The sequence below is a fragment of the Nitratireductor sp. OM-1 genome, from assembly GCF_003296175.1.
In the GTDB taxonomy this organism is placed as follows: Bacteria; Pseudomonadota; Alphaproteobacteria; order Rhizobiales; family Rhizobiaceae; genus Nitratireductor; species Nitratireductor aquimarinus.
The window spans coordinates 148,138-162,513 of sequence record NZ_CP029209.1; the positions used below are offsets into that span (position 1 = coordinate 148,138).

Sequence of the window (14,376 nt, forward strand, 5' to 3'; positions counted from 1 at the left end):
TCGCAAAGATGAAGACGCTGAAAAACTGGTCCTTCATCGAACGGAGTGAAACCGGCCTGACGCTTCTTGTCGATGGCCGGCATCACTTCAGGGTCGATGTGCTGGAAGAGGCGCTGTTCAGGATTTCGCTCAAACGCGATGGCGTCTGGCGGCTCGACCGGAGCTGGAGCATCGCGCCCGGGGGCAAGGCCCCGTGGGAAGGGCGCAGACGCGATGATCTCTCCGGTTTCACTTGTCCGGGCTTCGTTTTCGAGGAGCGCGGAACAAGTCTGGTTCTCACCACGCCGCAACTGCGCCTGACCATTCGCCGGCCGCTGGCGCTGGAGTGGGAGGCGAGCGACGGGGCGGGCGGTTATCGCCCGCTTGCTGCCGATCGCGCCACCAGCGCCTACATGGCCGGTGTGCGTGACAGTCGCAACGCGCATTTCCTGGCCTACCGGCCGGAAGATCTCGTCTACGGCCTCGGCGAGAAGGCGGGTGACCTGAAGCGCAATGGACGCCGTTTCGAGATGCGCAATCTCGATGCCATGGGCTATGATGCCAAGAGCACGGATCCGCTTTACAAGGTTCTGCCCTTTACAGTGACACGCACGCCGGAAGCCGGTTCCTACGGTCTGTTCTATGACAATCTGGCGGGCAGCTGGTTCGACATTGGCAATGAGTACGACAATTACCATGGTCGCTTCCGCGCCTACCGCGCTCTTGATGGCGATCTGGATTTCTATTTTAGCTGGGCACCGACCGTCCTCGACGTGGTCAAGACGCAGAACTGGCTGACAGGCGGCACGGCGTTTCCGCCGCGCTGGACGCTTGGCTATTCCGGGTCGACCATGTCCTATACGGATGCCGGGAATGCGCAGGAGCAGCTTCAGGGGTTCGTGGACCTGTGCGCTGAACACGAGATCCCCTGCGATAGTTTCCAGATGTCATCCGGCTACACGGCCATTGGTCACAAGCGCTACGTGTTCAACTGGAATCATGACCGCGTGCCCGAGCCGAAACGGCTTTCGAAACATTTCCGCGATGCGGGCATGCACTTGGCGGCCAACATCAAGCCGTGTCTTCTTCAGGATCACCCGCTTTACGAGGATGTCGCCGCCCGCGGACTGTTCATCCGCGACAGCGAAAGCGATGCGCCGGAGCGCTCCAGCTTCTGGGACGACGAGGGCTCGCATCTCGATTTCACCAACCCGGCGACCATCGACTGGTGGAAGGAAAACGTCACCACAAAACTGCTCGACCAGGGCATCGAATGCACCTGGAACGACAACAACGAATACGAAATCTGGGACGATGAAGCGCGCTGCCACGGTTTTGGCGAACCGATACCGGTCGGTCTGATCCGCCCGCTCTTTTCACTTCTGATGACGCGCGCTTCTTTCGAGGCCCAGCTTGAAGACAGGCCGCACGAGCGCCCCTATCTTATTTGCCGGGCCGGCGCGCCGGGCCTGCAGCGTTACGCGCAGACCTGGTCGGGTGACAATTACACATCCTGGGAGACGCTGCGCTACAATATCTCCATGGGACTCGGCATGAGCCTTAGCGGGTTCTACAATATCGGTCACGATGTGGGCGGTTTTGCCGGCCCGCGGCCCGAACCCGAACTGTTCGTGCGCTGGGTCCAGAACGGCATCTTCCATCCGCGTTTCACGATCCATTCGTGGAATGACGATGGCACCGTCAACGAGCCGTGGATGTACCCTGAGGTTACACCGCTCATTCGCGCGGCGATCCGTTTTCGCTATCGGCTTTTGCCTTATCTTTACACGCTGTTGCGTGCGGCGGTGGCATTGCGCGAACCGATCATCCGGCCAACCTTTCTCGACCATGAACACGATGCACGCTGCTTTGAGGAGACGTCCGATTTCATGCTCGGACGCGATCTTCTCGTTGCAGGCGTGGTAGAGCCGGGCGCGTGCGAACGCTGCATCTACCTGCCGGACAATGGCGCTGGCTGGTGGGATTTCTGGACCGGAAACTGGCATGCGGGCGGGCAGGAAATCACCATTCCCGTAACACTGGAAAGCATGCCGCTCTTCGTGCGCGCCGGATGCGTTCTTCCGCTCGGCGATGCCGTCGACCGCGCCGACGCCGCCAGCGACACGGCGCGAACGCTGGCTGTTTTTCCGTCGAGGGGCGAGGGGGAAGGCGAAAGCTGCGAATATGAGGATGACGGTATTGGCATCGACGCGGCGCAAAACGCCTTCCGTATCAGCACCTATCGGCTGAAATGCACCGGGGCGCAGATCGCGCTTTCCATAAGCAGCGAAGGTGCTTTCGAGCCCCATTATGACAGGCTGCGCATAACATTGCCCGCGGGCGAGACGCGCCCACTTGCGGTCAATGGCAGACCGTTCGCCCCGGGCGACTATCTGGAGAAAGACTGACGCATGGCCGAAATCGTTCGTGAACGCTACGCCTACGACCGTTCGAAGCTGAAGCCGCGTGTGCTTCATATCGGCTTTGGCGCGTTCTCGCGGGCGCACACGCTGCGCTATCTTGACGACGCGCTGGACACGGCGGGCGGTGACTTCGGTGCGGTGGTCGCGCGTCTCAATTCCGGCGCCGACGAACTCAGCGAACTCGACGCGCAGGGCCGCGAATATCTGGTTATCGAGGCCGATGACACAGCTATGCGCGCACGCACCATCGGTTGTGTCGTGGGTACGTTGAACCCGCAGCGCGACGGTGTAGACGCGGTGCCGGACCTGATCGCCAGCGCGGCGCTCTGCCTCGTGACGCTCACCATCACCGAGAAGGGCTATTGCCTGCGCAACGGACAGCTTGACCGGAGCAATCCAGCCATCAGCGTCGATCTGGAGAATGCGCGCGCCCCGCGTTCGGCAATTGGTGTTCTGGTGGAAGGTCTGCGGCGCAGGCGCGAGGCGGGAGCTGGCGGGCTGACTCTGATGGCCTGCGATAACCTTCCGGAAAACGGGACGGCCCTGCGCGCAGCCGTCATTGCCTACGCCGGGGCGGTCGAGAACGATCTGGCGGACTGGATCGTCGGCAATGTCGCATTCCCCTCCACCATGGTGGATCGCATCGTGCCGGCGCTCGACGCTGCGGGGCGGGAACTGGTGACGAAAGCTGCCGGGGATGAGAACGCGATGGGCATCGTTTGCGAGCCCTTCCGCCAGTGGGTGATTGAAAACAGTTTTTCTGCCGCCCATCCCGATTTTGCTGCGGCCGGTGCGATGCTGGTCGAGGATGTGCGGCCCTATGAGGAAATGAAGCTGCGCATGCTCAATGGCAGCCATTCCTTTCTCGCCTATCTCGGTGCGCTTGCCGGGCACGAGACCGTGGCCGACTGCATGGCGGACCCCGTGTTCGGCCGTGCTGCACAGATGCTGATGCTGCAGGAGCAGGCACCGACCCTGTCGGTGCCTGCCGATGTAGATCTTGACGCTTATGCGAAGGCGTTGATGCAGCGTTTCTCCAATTCGCGCCTTGGCCATCGCACGCAGCAGATCGCCATGGACGGCAGCCAAAAGCTGCCGCAGCGTCTTCTCGCGCCCATCGCCGCGCACCTGCAAACAGGCGCGCAATGGCCTCTGTCGGCGCTCGGCGTTGCCGGCTGGATGGCCTATCTGCGCGGCAAAAGCGAAACAGGCGAAGCGCTGTCGCTTTCAGATCCGCTTGCCGGGCGTCTCCTGGAAATCGCTGGCGGTGAAGACGGCGCGGCCTATGTCGACGCTCTTCTCGGCGTGGAGGCGGTTTTCCCGCAGCCACTGGCGAAAGATCCACGTTTCAGACAGGCGATCCATGAAGCCTACCGCGCCCTTCGCGGAACAGGTGTCCGCGCTGCCATCGGCGCGGCTTGCGACAGACACGATCTGGCCAACGGGTAAAACGGGTAGAAAAATGCAGCCTTTTCTCGGACCGGACTTCCTGCTGCCGAACGAGCCGGCGCGGCGGCTTTATCACGAAGTGGCGGTGGATCTTCCGATCATCGATTATCACAATCATCTGCCGCCGCAGGAGATTGCGGAGAACCGCACCTGGGACAATATCGGCGAGCTCTGGCTCGGACATGACCACTACAAGTGGCGGCTCATGCGCTGGGCGGGCATTGAGGAAGAGCGCATCACGGGCAAGGCCGGATGGCGCGCAAAGTTTGATGCGTTCGCCGAAACCATGCCGCAATGCATCGGCAACCCGATGTACCACTGGTCGCACCTGGAGCTCTGGCGCTATTTCGGCCTTGAGGGCACGGTGTTTTCGCCCGCCACTGCAGATGAATGCTGGGAAGCGGCCAATGCTCAGCTTTCCCGGCCCGCGTTTTCGGCGCGCGGTCTTCTGGAGCGGATGAAGGTCGAGCTGGTCGGCACCACCGACGACCCGACCGACACGCTGGAACATCACGAGGCGATGCTCGACGCGGGATTGCCTTTCAAGGTGGTTCCGAGCTTTCGTCCCGACAGGGCAATCAAGATCGAGGCGGAAGGCTTTGCGACCTATGTCGAAAAGCTGGCCACCGTGAGCGGGACGCCGGTAAGGCGCTTTGACGATCTCGTGGGCGCGCTGAACAATCGGCTCACGCGTTTCGTGGCGCTGGGTTGCCGCGCGAGCGATCATGGGCTTGAGGTTTTGCGGGCCGGACAGTACGCGACGGCCGCACGTCTCGACGCCATCCTGCGGAAGCGCCTGGATGGCGGAACCCTGGATGAGGATGAGATTGCCGATTTCCAGACCGCGCTGCTCGTTGAGCTTGGCCGTGCCTATGCGAAGCACGACCTTGTGATGCAGCTCCACATCGGACCGTTGCGCAACACGCGCACGCGTCTGTTCGACGCGCTGGGGGCGGATTCGGGCGGCGATTCCATGAACGATCTGGCCGTTGCCGGTGCGCTCAACGCGTTTCTTGACCGGCTCGACCGGACGGATGAGCTGCCGCGCACCATCCTCTACTGCCTCGACCCCACGAAAAACGCGATGATCGCCGCGACTGCCGGCAATTTTCAGGACGGCAGCACGGCGGGCAAGGTGCAGGCGGGCGCGGCCTGGTGGTTCAACGATCAGCTGGACGGCATGGAGCATCAGCTGACGCAGCTCGCACAGATGGGCCTTCTGTCGCGTTTTGTCGGAATGCTGACTGACAGCCGCTCCTTCCTGTCCTTTCCACGGCACGAATACTACCGGCGGCTTGTCTGCCGCATGGTGGGCGGCTGGATGGAAGAGGGGGCCATGCCCCCTGACCATGACCTCGCCGCGGGGATCATTGAAGACATCTGTTACCGCAATGCGCGGCGGTGGTTTCTCTAGAGCTCTTCCCGAGCATTGATCGGTTTTCCGGCGGGAATTGCGAGAACAAGAACTCCTGGATCGCTTCACCGCATGCGTGAAACGATGAAGCGGTCCAGCATTTGCATGCGGCGCTCCACTGGCGCTGTGACAGGGTGACGAGGATAGTATGCGACAGACATGGCGATGGTTCGGGCCGAATGATCTGGTTTCGACGGACGACATGCTACAGGCCGGGGTGGAGGGCGTGGTTTCCGCGCTCCATCAGGTGCCGACCGGTGACGTCTGGACCCCCGAGGCCATCGCCGCGCGGCAAGGGGAGATCGGAACGCGCCGTGACGGCTCTCCGTCCGGCCTGTCCTGGGAGGTCGTGGAAAGTCTGCCGGTCTCCGAGGCCATCAAGAAGCAGAAGGGCGACTGGCGCCAGCATATCGAGAACTACAGGCAGAGCCTGCGCCATCTGGCCGGGGCCGGCATCGAGATTGTCTGCTACAATTTCATGCCGATCCTTGACTGGACGCGCACCGATCTCGCCTACCGGGTGTCTCATGGCGGCACCTGCATGCGTTTCGACATCGTGGATTTCGCGGCTTTCGACATCCACATCCTGAGGCGCCCGGGCGCGGTTGAAGACTTTCCGGAAGACGTGGTCGCCGCTGCGGCAGAGCGCTTTTCCGGTATGGGCGCGAAGCGGCGGGAAGAGCTGACCCGCAATGTGATTTCGGGTCTTCCCGGCGCAACGGAGAGTTTGACGCTGGACGGTCTCCAGGCGCACCTCGACGAATACGGAACGATCTCGCCGGATGAGCTTCGCGGCAATTTCATTGCATTTCTGGAAGAAGTCGTGCCGCTGGCGCAGGAGTTGGGTATCCGCATGTGCTGTCATCCGGACGATCCGCCGTTCCCTCTGCTCGGCCTGCCGCGCATCATGTCGACGGAAGCTGATTACAAGGCGATGATGGATGCGGTGGATGTACCGGAAAACGGCATCACCCTTTGCTCTGGTTCGCTCGGTGTCAGACCAGATAACGACCTGCCCGGCATGATGCGCCGGCTCGGCGAGCGGGTGCACTTCCTGCATCTGCGCAATGTGCAGCGTGAGAGCGACCAGGTCGCCTGTTCTTTCCATGAGGCCGAACATCTTGGCGGGTGCACGGACATGGTGGATCTTGTCGCTGCCGTGGTGCAGGAAGAAGCGCGCCGCCGGGCCGCCGGGCGCACGGATGTGTCTATTCCGTTCCGTCCCGATCACGGGCAAGACATTCTCGACGATCTCGGACGTCGCTCCCAGCCGGGGTACCCGGCAATCGGTCGCCTGAAGGGGCTGGCGGAGCTGCGCGGCATCATCGCTACCCTGGAGCACCGCACGCGTGGTCTGGGGGCAAGCTAAACGGGGGCATTGTAAACTGACCTGCTCCCCGGAAAGCGGACACTGACGTAAGCTGCGATTTGTTGTCTGCTGGTCTTCGAGAACAGGAGATCAGAGATGCAGAAACGCAAGCAGCGCTCGCCGGAATTTACGGCGACAGTCGCTCTTGAAGCGTTGAAGGGCGAGATGAACCTCGCCCTGATGCGCCAGACCGATCAACAGTTTCTGGAGACGCCGTTTTTCGATGTGCGCAGACGATTTTGCACCGGAAGAACGAAGGTCATCCGGTGAACGAGAAGCGGATAGGGCGAGTGATGCCGGCCGTCGGCGCAGGAAACCTATGTACCGATGAACCAAAGACCGGTCATGCACGAACAATCAAACTGGGCCACTCATGTGGTGCTGATCAATCGGCAATTGAAAACAGCATCACAATTCCATCTGCATTCACACGCCCATTGCCTGACATGATGTCATTGCACATCGATGGACCCTTAAAATGGATCTATGCACCAAAGTCATCCTACTAATCGTACTGCGGTGGAACCGGGGTTATCACAGGTTTCTCGAATGTTCGATGCAGCTTGCCCCAGCCGGGCTCGTGCATGTGGTCTTGCAGTCCCGCGCGCTCGACCAGTGCGCGGGCTTCCTTTTCGCCTTCATCGAGCGCCGACTGCACATCTGCCGTCAGAACCCGGCCATCTTCCATGAGCACTTTTCCATCCACGATCACCGTGTCCACATCGCTGCCCAGAACCTGATGAGCCAGTCTGTGGACCGGCATCCAGTTGGGTGTGAGATGCGGCTTGCGCATGTCGATCACGGCAATATCGGCTTTCTTGCCGATCTCCAGCGAGCCAATTTCATGATCCATGCCGATGGCGCGCGCGGCATCGATGGTAATCATCTCGAACAATTTGCCGGGTGGCAGCAGATAGCGGTCGTGATTATGCAATATGTGCTGGGTCTGCTGCGCGATGCGCGCCACCTGGAACATATCGAAATGGCGGCTGGGCGCTGCGCCGTCCGAGGTGATTGCGACCGGCACCCCGCGCGCCATCATGTCCATGATCGGGGTTGAGCGTCCGGGCGGTGCATGGGTGACGAAGGTTCCCGTCTCCGCCAGAATGTCGATCTCTTCATGCGAAATACCCCAGCAGTGCTGTAGGTGGACGTCTGGTCCCAGAAGCGCGTTCTCCTTGTCTTGAAACGCCATCCGTATTTGCCCTGCGAAAGCGTCTGAATGAATGCGAACGCCCCATTTCCGGGCTGTTTCGCGAACGCGTCGCGCTTGCATGCGGTCGTCCGCTGTCAGGTTGACAGCCATGTCGGGGGACGATGCGTTGGAGGGCTCGACCGAGGGCACGATCGTGAATGGCGTGAGAAAGACGTTGATGCGACCGTCTCCGCTGCCATTGACCGCGTCGATGACGGCCTCGGCTCCTTCGATCATTTCCTCAAAGGAGATCTGGCGTCGTTCCGGCTGGCCGCTCTCCCAGCGCGTAACGGTTTGCGGCCAGGGCAATCCCGCCGGGCCGACACAAACGATCTCCCGAAGTCCGATTTCATCATAGGCGCGCGCATGATTGATGGCGAAGGCCGGATCGTCGCTGCGCGGCATGGAGGTGATGATGCTCGCTCCTGTCGTCACGCCGGCGCGCAGTCGCTCAAGGCCGGAAACGAGCCCGTCCGCATACCAGTAGTCGCGTGTCACATAATGATAATAGGCAGGTGTGACGATGCGCATCCACAAGGCGTTGGTGTCGGCGCCGATGCTGCGGATCAGCGCATGACCGGCATGGCCATGCGCGTCGATCAGGCCGGGGATCAGCATCTTGCCCTTGCAGTCCAGCACCTTCTTGCCTTCGTGTCGCTGCGCCAGCTCGTCGGCGGTGCCGATGTCGACGATCCTGTCGTCAACAATGGCGAGGCCGCCATCCTCGATGATGCGGCGGGTTCCATCGACGGTGACGATTGTCCCGTGCAGTAGAAGAAGCTCACTCATATCTCACTCCCGGCTTGGTTGCGCGGCAATCTACCCGACGCATTGGCTGACATTTTTTACAATAATTGCCGACAATATAATTGACAATTGCTGTTTTGGCCGTGAGTGTTCCATCAACTCGTTCCTGAAAGCGACCAAGCGGGAGGCATCAGCATGCGCTTCAAACGAACAATCCTATCGGCCTTGATGGCGACGGCGCTTGCGCTGCCCGCCGGTGCGGCAACCCTTAAATGGGGCAGCCGCGCCGACATCTATTCGCTCGACCCCGTCTCGGTGGCGTCGACATCGAACCTTGCATTCCTCAATCACATTTATGAAGGGCTGGTCCGCTATGGTCCGGACTTCCAGATCGAGCCGGCACTTGCGACCAAGTGGGAGCTCATTGACGATAAATACTGGCGCTTCACGCTCCGCGAAGGTGTGAAATTCCATGACGGAGACGCGTTCAATGCGGATGATGTGATCGCTTCGCTCAAGCGCGTGAGCGATCCGGAATCGCCCCTGCGCGGCAACATCCCGCTTTATGCTGGCATCAAGAAAGTCGACGATTACACGGTTGATATCGAAGTCTCTGCGCCGACATCCCTGTTCCTGAACGACATGACGAACATCTTCATGTTCAGTGGCGAATGGCTGAAGGAGCACAACAGCGAAAAGCCCACGAACCTCGCATCCAATGTCGAAGGCTATGCCACGCACAACACAAATGGCACGGGGCCGTTCAAACTGGAAAGCCGGGTGCCGGACAGCCAGACGATCCTGGTCGTCAACGATCAGTGGTGGGATGAGAAGAAGCACAATCTCGACCGCATCGAGTTCATGCCCATTGCATCGCCGGCTACCCGAGTTGCCGCGCTCCTTTCGGGTGAGGTCGATCTGGTCGATTCCGCACCAATCCAGGATCTGCCGCGTCTAGAGGCTGCGCCGGACATTCAGGTTAACAAGCGAACCGAGCTGCGCACCGTTTTTGTCGGGTTCAACCGCCGCGAAACGCTGGAAGATGGCCGCCCGAACCCGTTCAACGACATCCGCGTCCGTCAGGCTGTGGAAGCGGCAATCGATCGTGACCTGATTAATGCCAAGGTGATGCGAAAGCTGGCGCGTCCTTCCGGCTCCCTGATCGCACCGGAGGTCGCTGGCTATGCCAAGGCGCTCGATGTTTACGAGCCGGCAGACCCGGAAAAGGCGAAGGCGCTTCTTGCCGAAGCGGGGCAGGAAGGACTGTCGTTCAACTATATGTGCATGAACGATGAGAGCATCAACGAAGAGGAGTTCTGCACCGGCATCGCGAATATGCTGGAGCGTGTGGGTTTCAAGCCGACCATTGATATGGGGCCGCGTGCGGTGCAGTCTCCCAAAAGAACCAACGGCAAGGCGGACATGTTCAATATGAGCTGGGCAAACGAGCCGACGCTGGATGCCTACTCCTTGCTTTCTCAGATTCTTTCCACGCGTAGCGAGTCGACCGGCGTGTCTAACTACGGTGGCTGGAGCTATCCCGAGATCGACGAGCTGGTCGGTAAGGCGGCACAGGAACCGGACAATGAGAAGCGTCTCGCCTTGGAAGAGGCAGCTTTGAAGATTGCAAAGGATGATACTCTTCTCATACCGCTTCATCAGCAGCCCATCGCCTGGGCCATGATGGACACGGTGCAGGACGTCGACTTCCGGGCCGACAACAAAGCGCGCCATTGGCTGACACGCATGGCCGAGTAACGGCCCCAGGCACTATACGCAAAAAAGGGCGTTTCATCTCTCCGATGAAGCGCCCTTCTTCTTGCGCTGTGCCGCCCGGCTTCGAGGGTTTGGTTGCATGTTTGTCGACATTTTCAATCTTAGATTCGGGAAAAATTGTAGACAATATAGTTGACACAATTCTGGCCTCCTCCATAATGCCTATGGGTCTGACGGGAGGCAATGCGTTCAGACGGGAGAGTAGCGTGGCGGCCGCAGAAGAGGCCCCCCAAGTGGGGTTTTCTGGATTGCCGGGGCGTTCAACCGGTCGCATGCGCGGCAGTCGCTTCCTGAAATTCCTGTCCTGCCGGTTTGCGCTTTCGCAATCGTGAGACGCATCCCTCGTGGTTGGCCACGATTTCCGGTGGGTTGAAGCGAAGCAGACCTCCGTCAAGGAGGCGCAACTCTCTAGGAGTGGAACAAACCAATGTTGAAGCAAATCGGAGTGGCGGCGACCATTGCCCTGGGCTTGAGCGGAGCCCTGACCGGAGTGGCGTCGGCGGAGACCCTGAAATGGGGCGCCGCGCGGGATATCTATTCGCTGGACCCATATTCCTATGGCGACAGCTACACGCTTTCCTTTCTGAATCACGTATACGAGGGGCTGGTTCGCTACGACGCCGATCTTCAGATCGAGCCCGCACTGGCCGCGTCCTGGGAGCAGGTTTCGGACACGGTTTGGCGTTTTCATCTGCGCGAGGGCGTGACATTTCACGATGGCGCTGAATTCACGGCCGACGACGTTCTGGCCTCGCTGAAGCGTGTCAGTGATCCGGTTTCGCCGCTGCGCGGAAATCTGCCAGCCTATAAGTCGTCGAAAAAGGTGGACGATTACACGGTCGATATCGAAATGACCGGCCCGTATCCGCTCCTGCTCAACGACCTGACAAACATTCACATCTTCGATGCGGGCTGGTTGGTCGACAACGATTCCGAAAAGCCAACGGATGTCGGCGCACAGATCGAGGGCTACGCCACTTATCATACCAACGGCACCGGTCCCTTCAGGCTGGAAAGCCGTGTTCCGGATAGCAAAACGGTCCTTCTCGTGAACGAAAACTGGTGGGATGAGGCGGCCCACAACATCGATCGCATCGAGTTCGTGCCGATCACCTCTGCCGCGACCCGCGTGGCAGCACTTCTCTCCGGCGAGATCGACTTCAGCGAGGAAGCGCCGGCGCAGGATGTGCCGCGCCTTTCCGCGCAGCCCGAACTGAAGGTCATGGAGCGCACAAACCTTCGCACGGTCATGCTCGGCTTCAACCGCAAGCCGACCCTGGACAATGGTTCGGAGAACAAGTTCAACGACCTGCGCGTGCGCCAGGCGTTCGCCCACGCGCTTGATCCGAAACTCATCCAGCAGCGCATCATGCGCGGCAAGTCGCGAACTGCCGGAACAATCGTAGCGCCGGACATTCCTGGTTACTCCACTGAACTGGACACGCCCTACCTGTATGATCCAGAGCAATCCCGCAGGCTCCTGCAGGAGGCCGGTGCGGCCGATTACCCGTTCACGCTGGTTTGCACGACCGACGCCTACGTGAACGAGGAAGAGCTTTGCCAGGGCATTGTCAACATGCTCAGCCGTGGCGGGTTCAAGCCTCAGCTCGACATCGCACCGACAGCCGCTCAGGCGCCGAAGCGTACCGGTGGCAAGGCTGATGTCTATCTGATCGGCTGGGCCAATGAGCCGATGCTGGACAGCTATTCGATCCTCGTTCAGATGATCAAGTCCAGGTCTGACACCGCCGGCGTGTTCAACTGGGGCGGCTGGAGCTACCCGGAAATCGATGATCTGATCGAACAGGCATCGACTGAAATGGATCGGGAAAAGCGGCTTGATCTACAGACCCGCGCGCTTGAATTGGTCAAGGAAGAGATCGTTATGCTCCCGCTGCACCAGCAGCCCATGGCGTGGGTGATGGACAAGAAGATCGACAAGATCGCGCAGGCTGCGGACAACAAGGTCCGCCACTGGCTGACGCACGTCTCCGAGTAACAGCCACGACAGCTGGCCCGGAGCAAGCCTCCGGGCCGCGATCTAGCCAAAGGTTACCTGAATGCTGGTTTTTATCATCAAGCGCACGGCCAACGCCATCATGGTCATGCTTGCCGTCGCCATGCTCGCCTTCCTCATCTTCCGGCTGGCGGGCGACCCGGTCGAGATGATGGCCAACGAACAGATGACCCAGGCCGACCGGGACGAACTGCGCGAGCGGCTTGGCCTCAACGACGGCGTCCTGACGCAATACACACGCTTTGTGGTCAACGCGGCACAGGGCAATTTCGGCATTTCCTACCGAAACGGGCAGGATGTCCTGAAGCTCATTGCCGAACGCTTTCCGGCCACGCTCGAACTCGTTTTTCTTGCGACGCTGATTTCCCTGCTCGTGGGCATACCCCTTGGCGTTTTGACGGCGATCAAACGCGGGCAATGGTATTCGGAGAGTTTGCAGTTCGTGTCCATCATCGGGGTGTCGTTGCCAAGCTTCGTGGTTGGCATCGTCCTGATCCTGGTGTTCTCGGTCGTTCTTGGCTGGCTGCCCGCCTTCGGGCGCGGCGAGGTTGTGCAGATCGGGTGGTGGTCCACGGGCCTGCTCACGCCTTCGGGCCGTGCCGCGCTGTTGCTGCCGGCGCTTTCCCTTTCGCTTTATCAGGTCACACTGGTGATGCGCCTCGTGCGCGCCGAAATGCTGGAAGTGCTGCGCTCCGACTATGTCAAATTCGCCCGCGCCCGCGGCATTCCACGCTGGCGCATCTATTTTCGCCACGCGCTGCGCAATTGCCTGATGCCAGTGGTGACGATGACGGCCATGAACATCGGTTCGCTGATCGCTTTCGCGCTCATCACCGAGACTGTCTTCCAGTGGCCGGGAATGGGGCTCTTGTTCATCCAGGCGGTGACATTCCTCGATATCCCCGTGATGGCCGCGTATCTGTGCATCATCGCCTTCATCTTTGTCCTCCTGAACACCGCAGTGGACATTGCCTATGCGGTAATCGACCCACGCCTGCGCACCGCGCAGTGAACGAACGAAGAGATGAGTTCGATGTCCACACAGCAGATTTCCGAAGTATCGAAACCAGTGGCGCCGGTTAAGACAGCGCGACGCTCAATGTTCTCGCGCATGCGTGACAGCGCGGTCTGGTGGTCCTTCACTCACAGCAAGGCGGCTATGGTCAGCGCCGCGCTTCTGGCGATCCTTGTGCTGACGGCCGTTTTCGCGCCGCTCATCGCGCCGCAGAACCCCTATGATGGCGCCCAGCTCGACATGTGGAAAGCAGAGCTTCCGCCGATCTGGGAGGCGGGCAGCGAGTGGCCCTACCTTCTCGGAACGGATACGCAGGGGCGCGACATGCTCTCGGCGATCCTTTACGGAACGCGCATCTCGATCATCATCGGCGTCGGCTCCGTTGCGCTGTCGCTCCTGATCGGAATGAGCGCTGGTCTGATTTCCGGCTATTTCGGTGGCTTCATCGACAATCTGCTGATGCGGTTCGGCGACATAACGCTTTCGCTGCCCACAATCCTGGTCGCCATTCTGGTCTCGGCCGTGATCCGGCAGATGTTGCCGCTTTCTCTGCGCGAGATCGGCGCGTCTGCGGTGCTCATCTTCGCAATCGCACTGTCCGCCTGGGTACAGTATGCGCGCACGGCGCGCGCTCAGGCCATCGTCGAGGCGGGCAAGGATTATGTGCAGGCGGCCAGGCTGATCGGTGTTCCCGCCCGCCGCATCATGGTCAAACACATCCTGCCCAACACACTTACCCCCATCCTGGTCGCGGCGACGCTTAACTTCGGCATGGCGATCCTGACCGAAGCGACTCTTTCTTTCCTCGGCATCGGCATGCCACCCAGCCAGCCTTCGCTGGGCACACTGATCCGTATCGGCAACCAGTACCTGTTCTCCGGTTCCTGGTGGATCGTGCTGTTCCCCGTGGTCCAGCTCTGTCTTCTGGTCGTCTCGGTCAACGTGCTCGGCGACTGGCTCCGTGACGCCCTCAATCCAAAACTCAGGTAGCA

At 60.4% G+C, this 14,376-nt stretch carries 10 protein-coding genes; 9 read left to right on the top strand and 1 reads right to left on the bottom strand.

The annotated features are described in order from the left end of the window. Nucleotides 1-8: 8 nt before the first annotated feature. The 5 genes from DEJ54_RS19870 to DEJ54_RS23305 all read left to right on the top strand — a co-directional run bounded on the left by DEJ54_RS19870 (nucleotide 9) and on the right by DEJ54_RS23305 (nucleotide 6,904). Nucleotides 9-2,387 carry a TIM-barrel domain-containing protein gene (locus tag DEJ54_RS19870; protein WP_113156515.1) on the top strand — a complete coding sequence of 793 codons (2,379 nt, stop codon included), beginning with the start codon at nucleotides 9-11 and terminating at the stop codon, nucleotides 2,385-2,387. A gap of 3 nt (nucleotides 2,388-2,390) precedes the next feature. Continuing rightward, a complete protein-coding gene (locus DEJ54_RS19875) occupies nucleotides 2,391-3,851 on the top strand; it encodes a mannitol dehydrogenase family protein (RefSeq protein ID WP_113156516.1) in 1,461 nt (486 codons plus the stop codon). A gap of 13 nt (nucleotides 3,852-3,864) precedes the next feature. Then, complete coding sequence (gene uxaC, locus DEJ54_RS19880) at nucleotides 3,865-5,265, top strand: glucuronate isomerase (protein WP_113156517.1); 1,401 nt, start codon at nucleotides 3,865-3,867, stop codon at nucleotides 5,263-5,265. Between the two features lie 148 nt (nucleotides 5,266-5,413). Further along, nucleotides 5,414-6,634 (top strand): mannonate dehydratase, encoded by a 1,221-nt coding sequence (gene uxuA / locus DEJ54_RS19885; RefSeq protein ID WP_113156518.1) that lies wholly within the window; start codon nucleotides 5,414-5,416, stop codon nucleotides 6,632-6,634. 96 nt (nucleotides 6,635-6,730) lie between these two features. After that, nucleotides 6,731-6,904, top strand: coding sequence for a hypothetical protein (locus DEJ54_RS23305; RefSeq protein WP_162742400.1), 174 nt, complete (start codon nucleotides 6,731-6,733; stop codon nucleotides 6,902-6,904). Nucleotides 6,905-7,139: 235 nt separating this feature from the next. On the opposite strand, the gene DEJ54_RS19890 is transcribed toward DEJ54_RS23305, so the two are convergent. Further along, entirely contained in the window at nucleotides 7,140-8,618 is a 1,479-nt protein-coding gene (locus DEJ54_RS19890) for an amidohydrolase family protein (protein WP_113156519.1), read from the bottom strand. A gap of 153 nt (nucleotides 8,619-8,771) precedes the next feature. Here DEJ54_RS19890 and DEJ54_RS19895 point away from each other — a divergent pair, with 153 nt between their 5' ends. From DEJ54_RS19895 to DEJ54_RS19910, 4 genes are all read left to right on the top strand, one after another. Further along, nucleotides 8,772-10,334: an ABC transporter substrate-binding protein gene (locus DEJ54_RS19895; RefSeq protein WP_113156520.1), complete on the top strand. Its 1,563-nt coding sequence runs from the start codon at nucleotides 8,772-8,774 to the stop codon at nucleotides 10,332-10,334. A 445-nt stretch (nucleotides 10,335-10,779) separates the two neighbouring features. Further along, complete coding sequence (locus DEJ54_RS19900; RefSeq protein ID WP_113156521.1) at nucleotides 10,780-12,351, top strand: ABC transporter substrate-binding protein; 1,572 nt, start codon at nucleotides 10,780-10,782, stop codon at nucleotides 12,349-12,351. Nucleotides 12,352-12,412: 61 nt separating this feature from the next. Next, the gene (locus DEJ54_RS19905) at nucleotides 12,413-13,381 is read left to right on the top strand and encodes an ABC transporter permease (RefSeq protein WP_113156522.1); all 969 of its coding nucleotides are present in this window, start codon (nucleotides 12,413-12,415) and stop codon (nucleotides 13,379-13,381) included. Nucleotides 13,382-13,402: 21 nt separating this feature from the next. After that, a complete protein-coding gene (locus DEJ54_RS19910) occupies nucleotides 13,403-14,374 on the top strand; it encodes an ABC transporter permease (protein ID WP_162742401.1) in 972 nt (323 codons plus the stop codon). Nucleotides 14,375-14,376: the final 2 nt, after the last annotated feature.

Excerpts from the sequence above, each read along its gene's own strand:
- DEJ54_RS19900 (WP_113156521.1), top strand. The coding sequence starts at position 10,780 with ATGTTGAAGCAAATCGGAGTGGCGGCGACCATTGCCCTGGGCTTGAGC.
- DEJ54_RS23305 (WP_162742400.1), top strand. The coding sequence starts at position 6,731 with ATGCAGAAACGCAAGCAGCGCTCGCCGGAATTTACGGCGACAGTCGCT.
- DEJ54_RS19870 (WP_113156515.1), top strand. The coding sequence starts at position 9 with ATGAAGACGCTGAAAAACTGGTCCTTCATCGAACGGAGTGAAACCGGC.
- DEJ54_RS19910 (WP_162742401.1), top strand. The coding sequence starts at position 13,403 with ATGTCCACACAGCAGATTTCCGAAGTATCGAAACCAGTGGCGCCGGTT.
- uxuA (WP_113156518.1), top strand. The coding sequence starts at position 5,414 with ATGCGACAGACATGGCGATGGTTCGGGCCGAATGATCTGGTTTCGACG.
- DEJ54_RS19890 (WP_113156519.1), bottom strand. The coding sequence starts at position 8,618 with ATGAGTGAGCTTCTTCTACTGCACGGGACAATCGTCACCGTCGATGGA.
- DEJ54_RS19905 (WP_113156522.1), top strand. The coding sequence starts at position 12,413 with ATGCTGGTTTTTATCATCAAGCGCACGGCCAACGCCATCATGGTCATG.
- uxaC (WP_113156517.1), top strand. The coding sequence starts at position 3,865 with ATGCAGCCTTTTCTCGGACCGGACTTCCTGCTGCCGAACGAGCCGGCG.
- DEJ54_RS19875 (WP_113156516.1), top strand. The coding sequence starts at position 2,391 with ATGGCCGAAATCGTTCGTGAACGCTACGCCTACGACCGTTCGAAGCTG.
- DEJ54_RS19895 (WP_113156520.1), top strand. The coding sequence starts at position 8,772 with ATGCGCTTCAAACGAACAATCCTATCGGCCTTGATGGCGACGGCGCTT.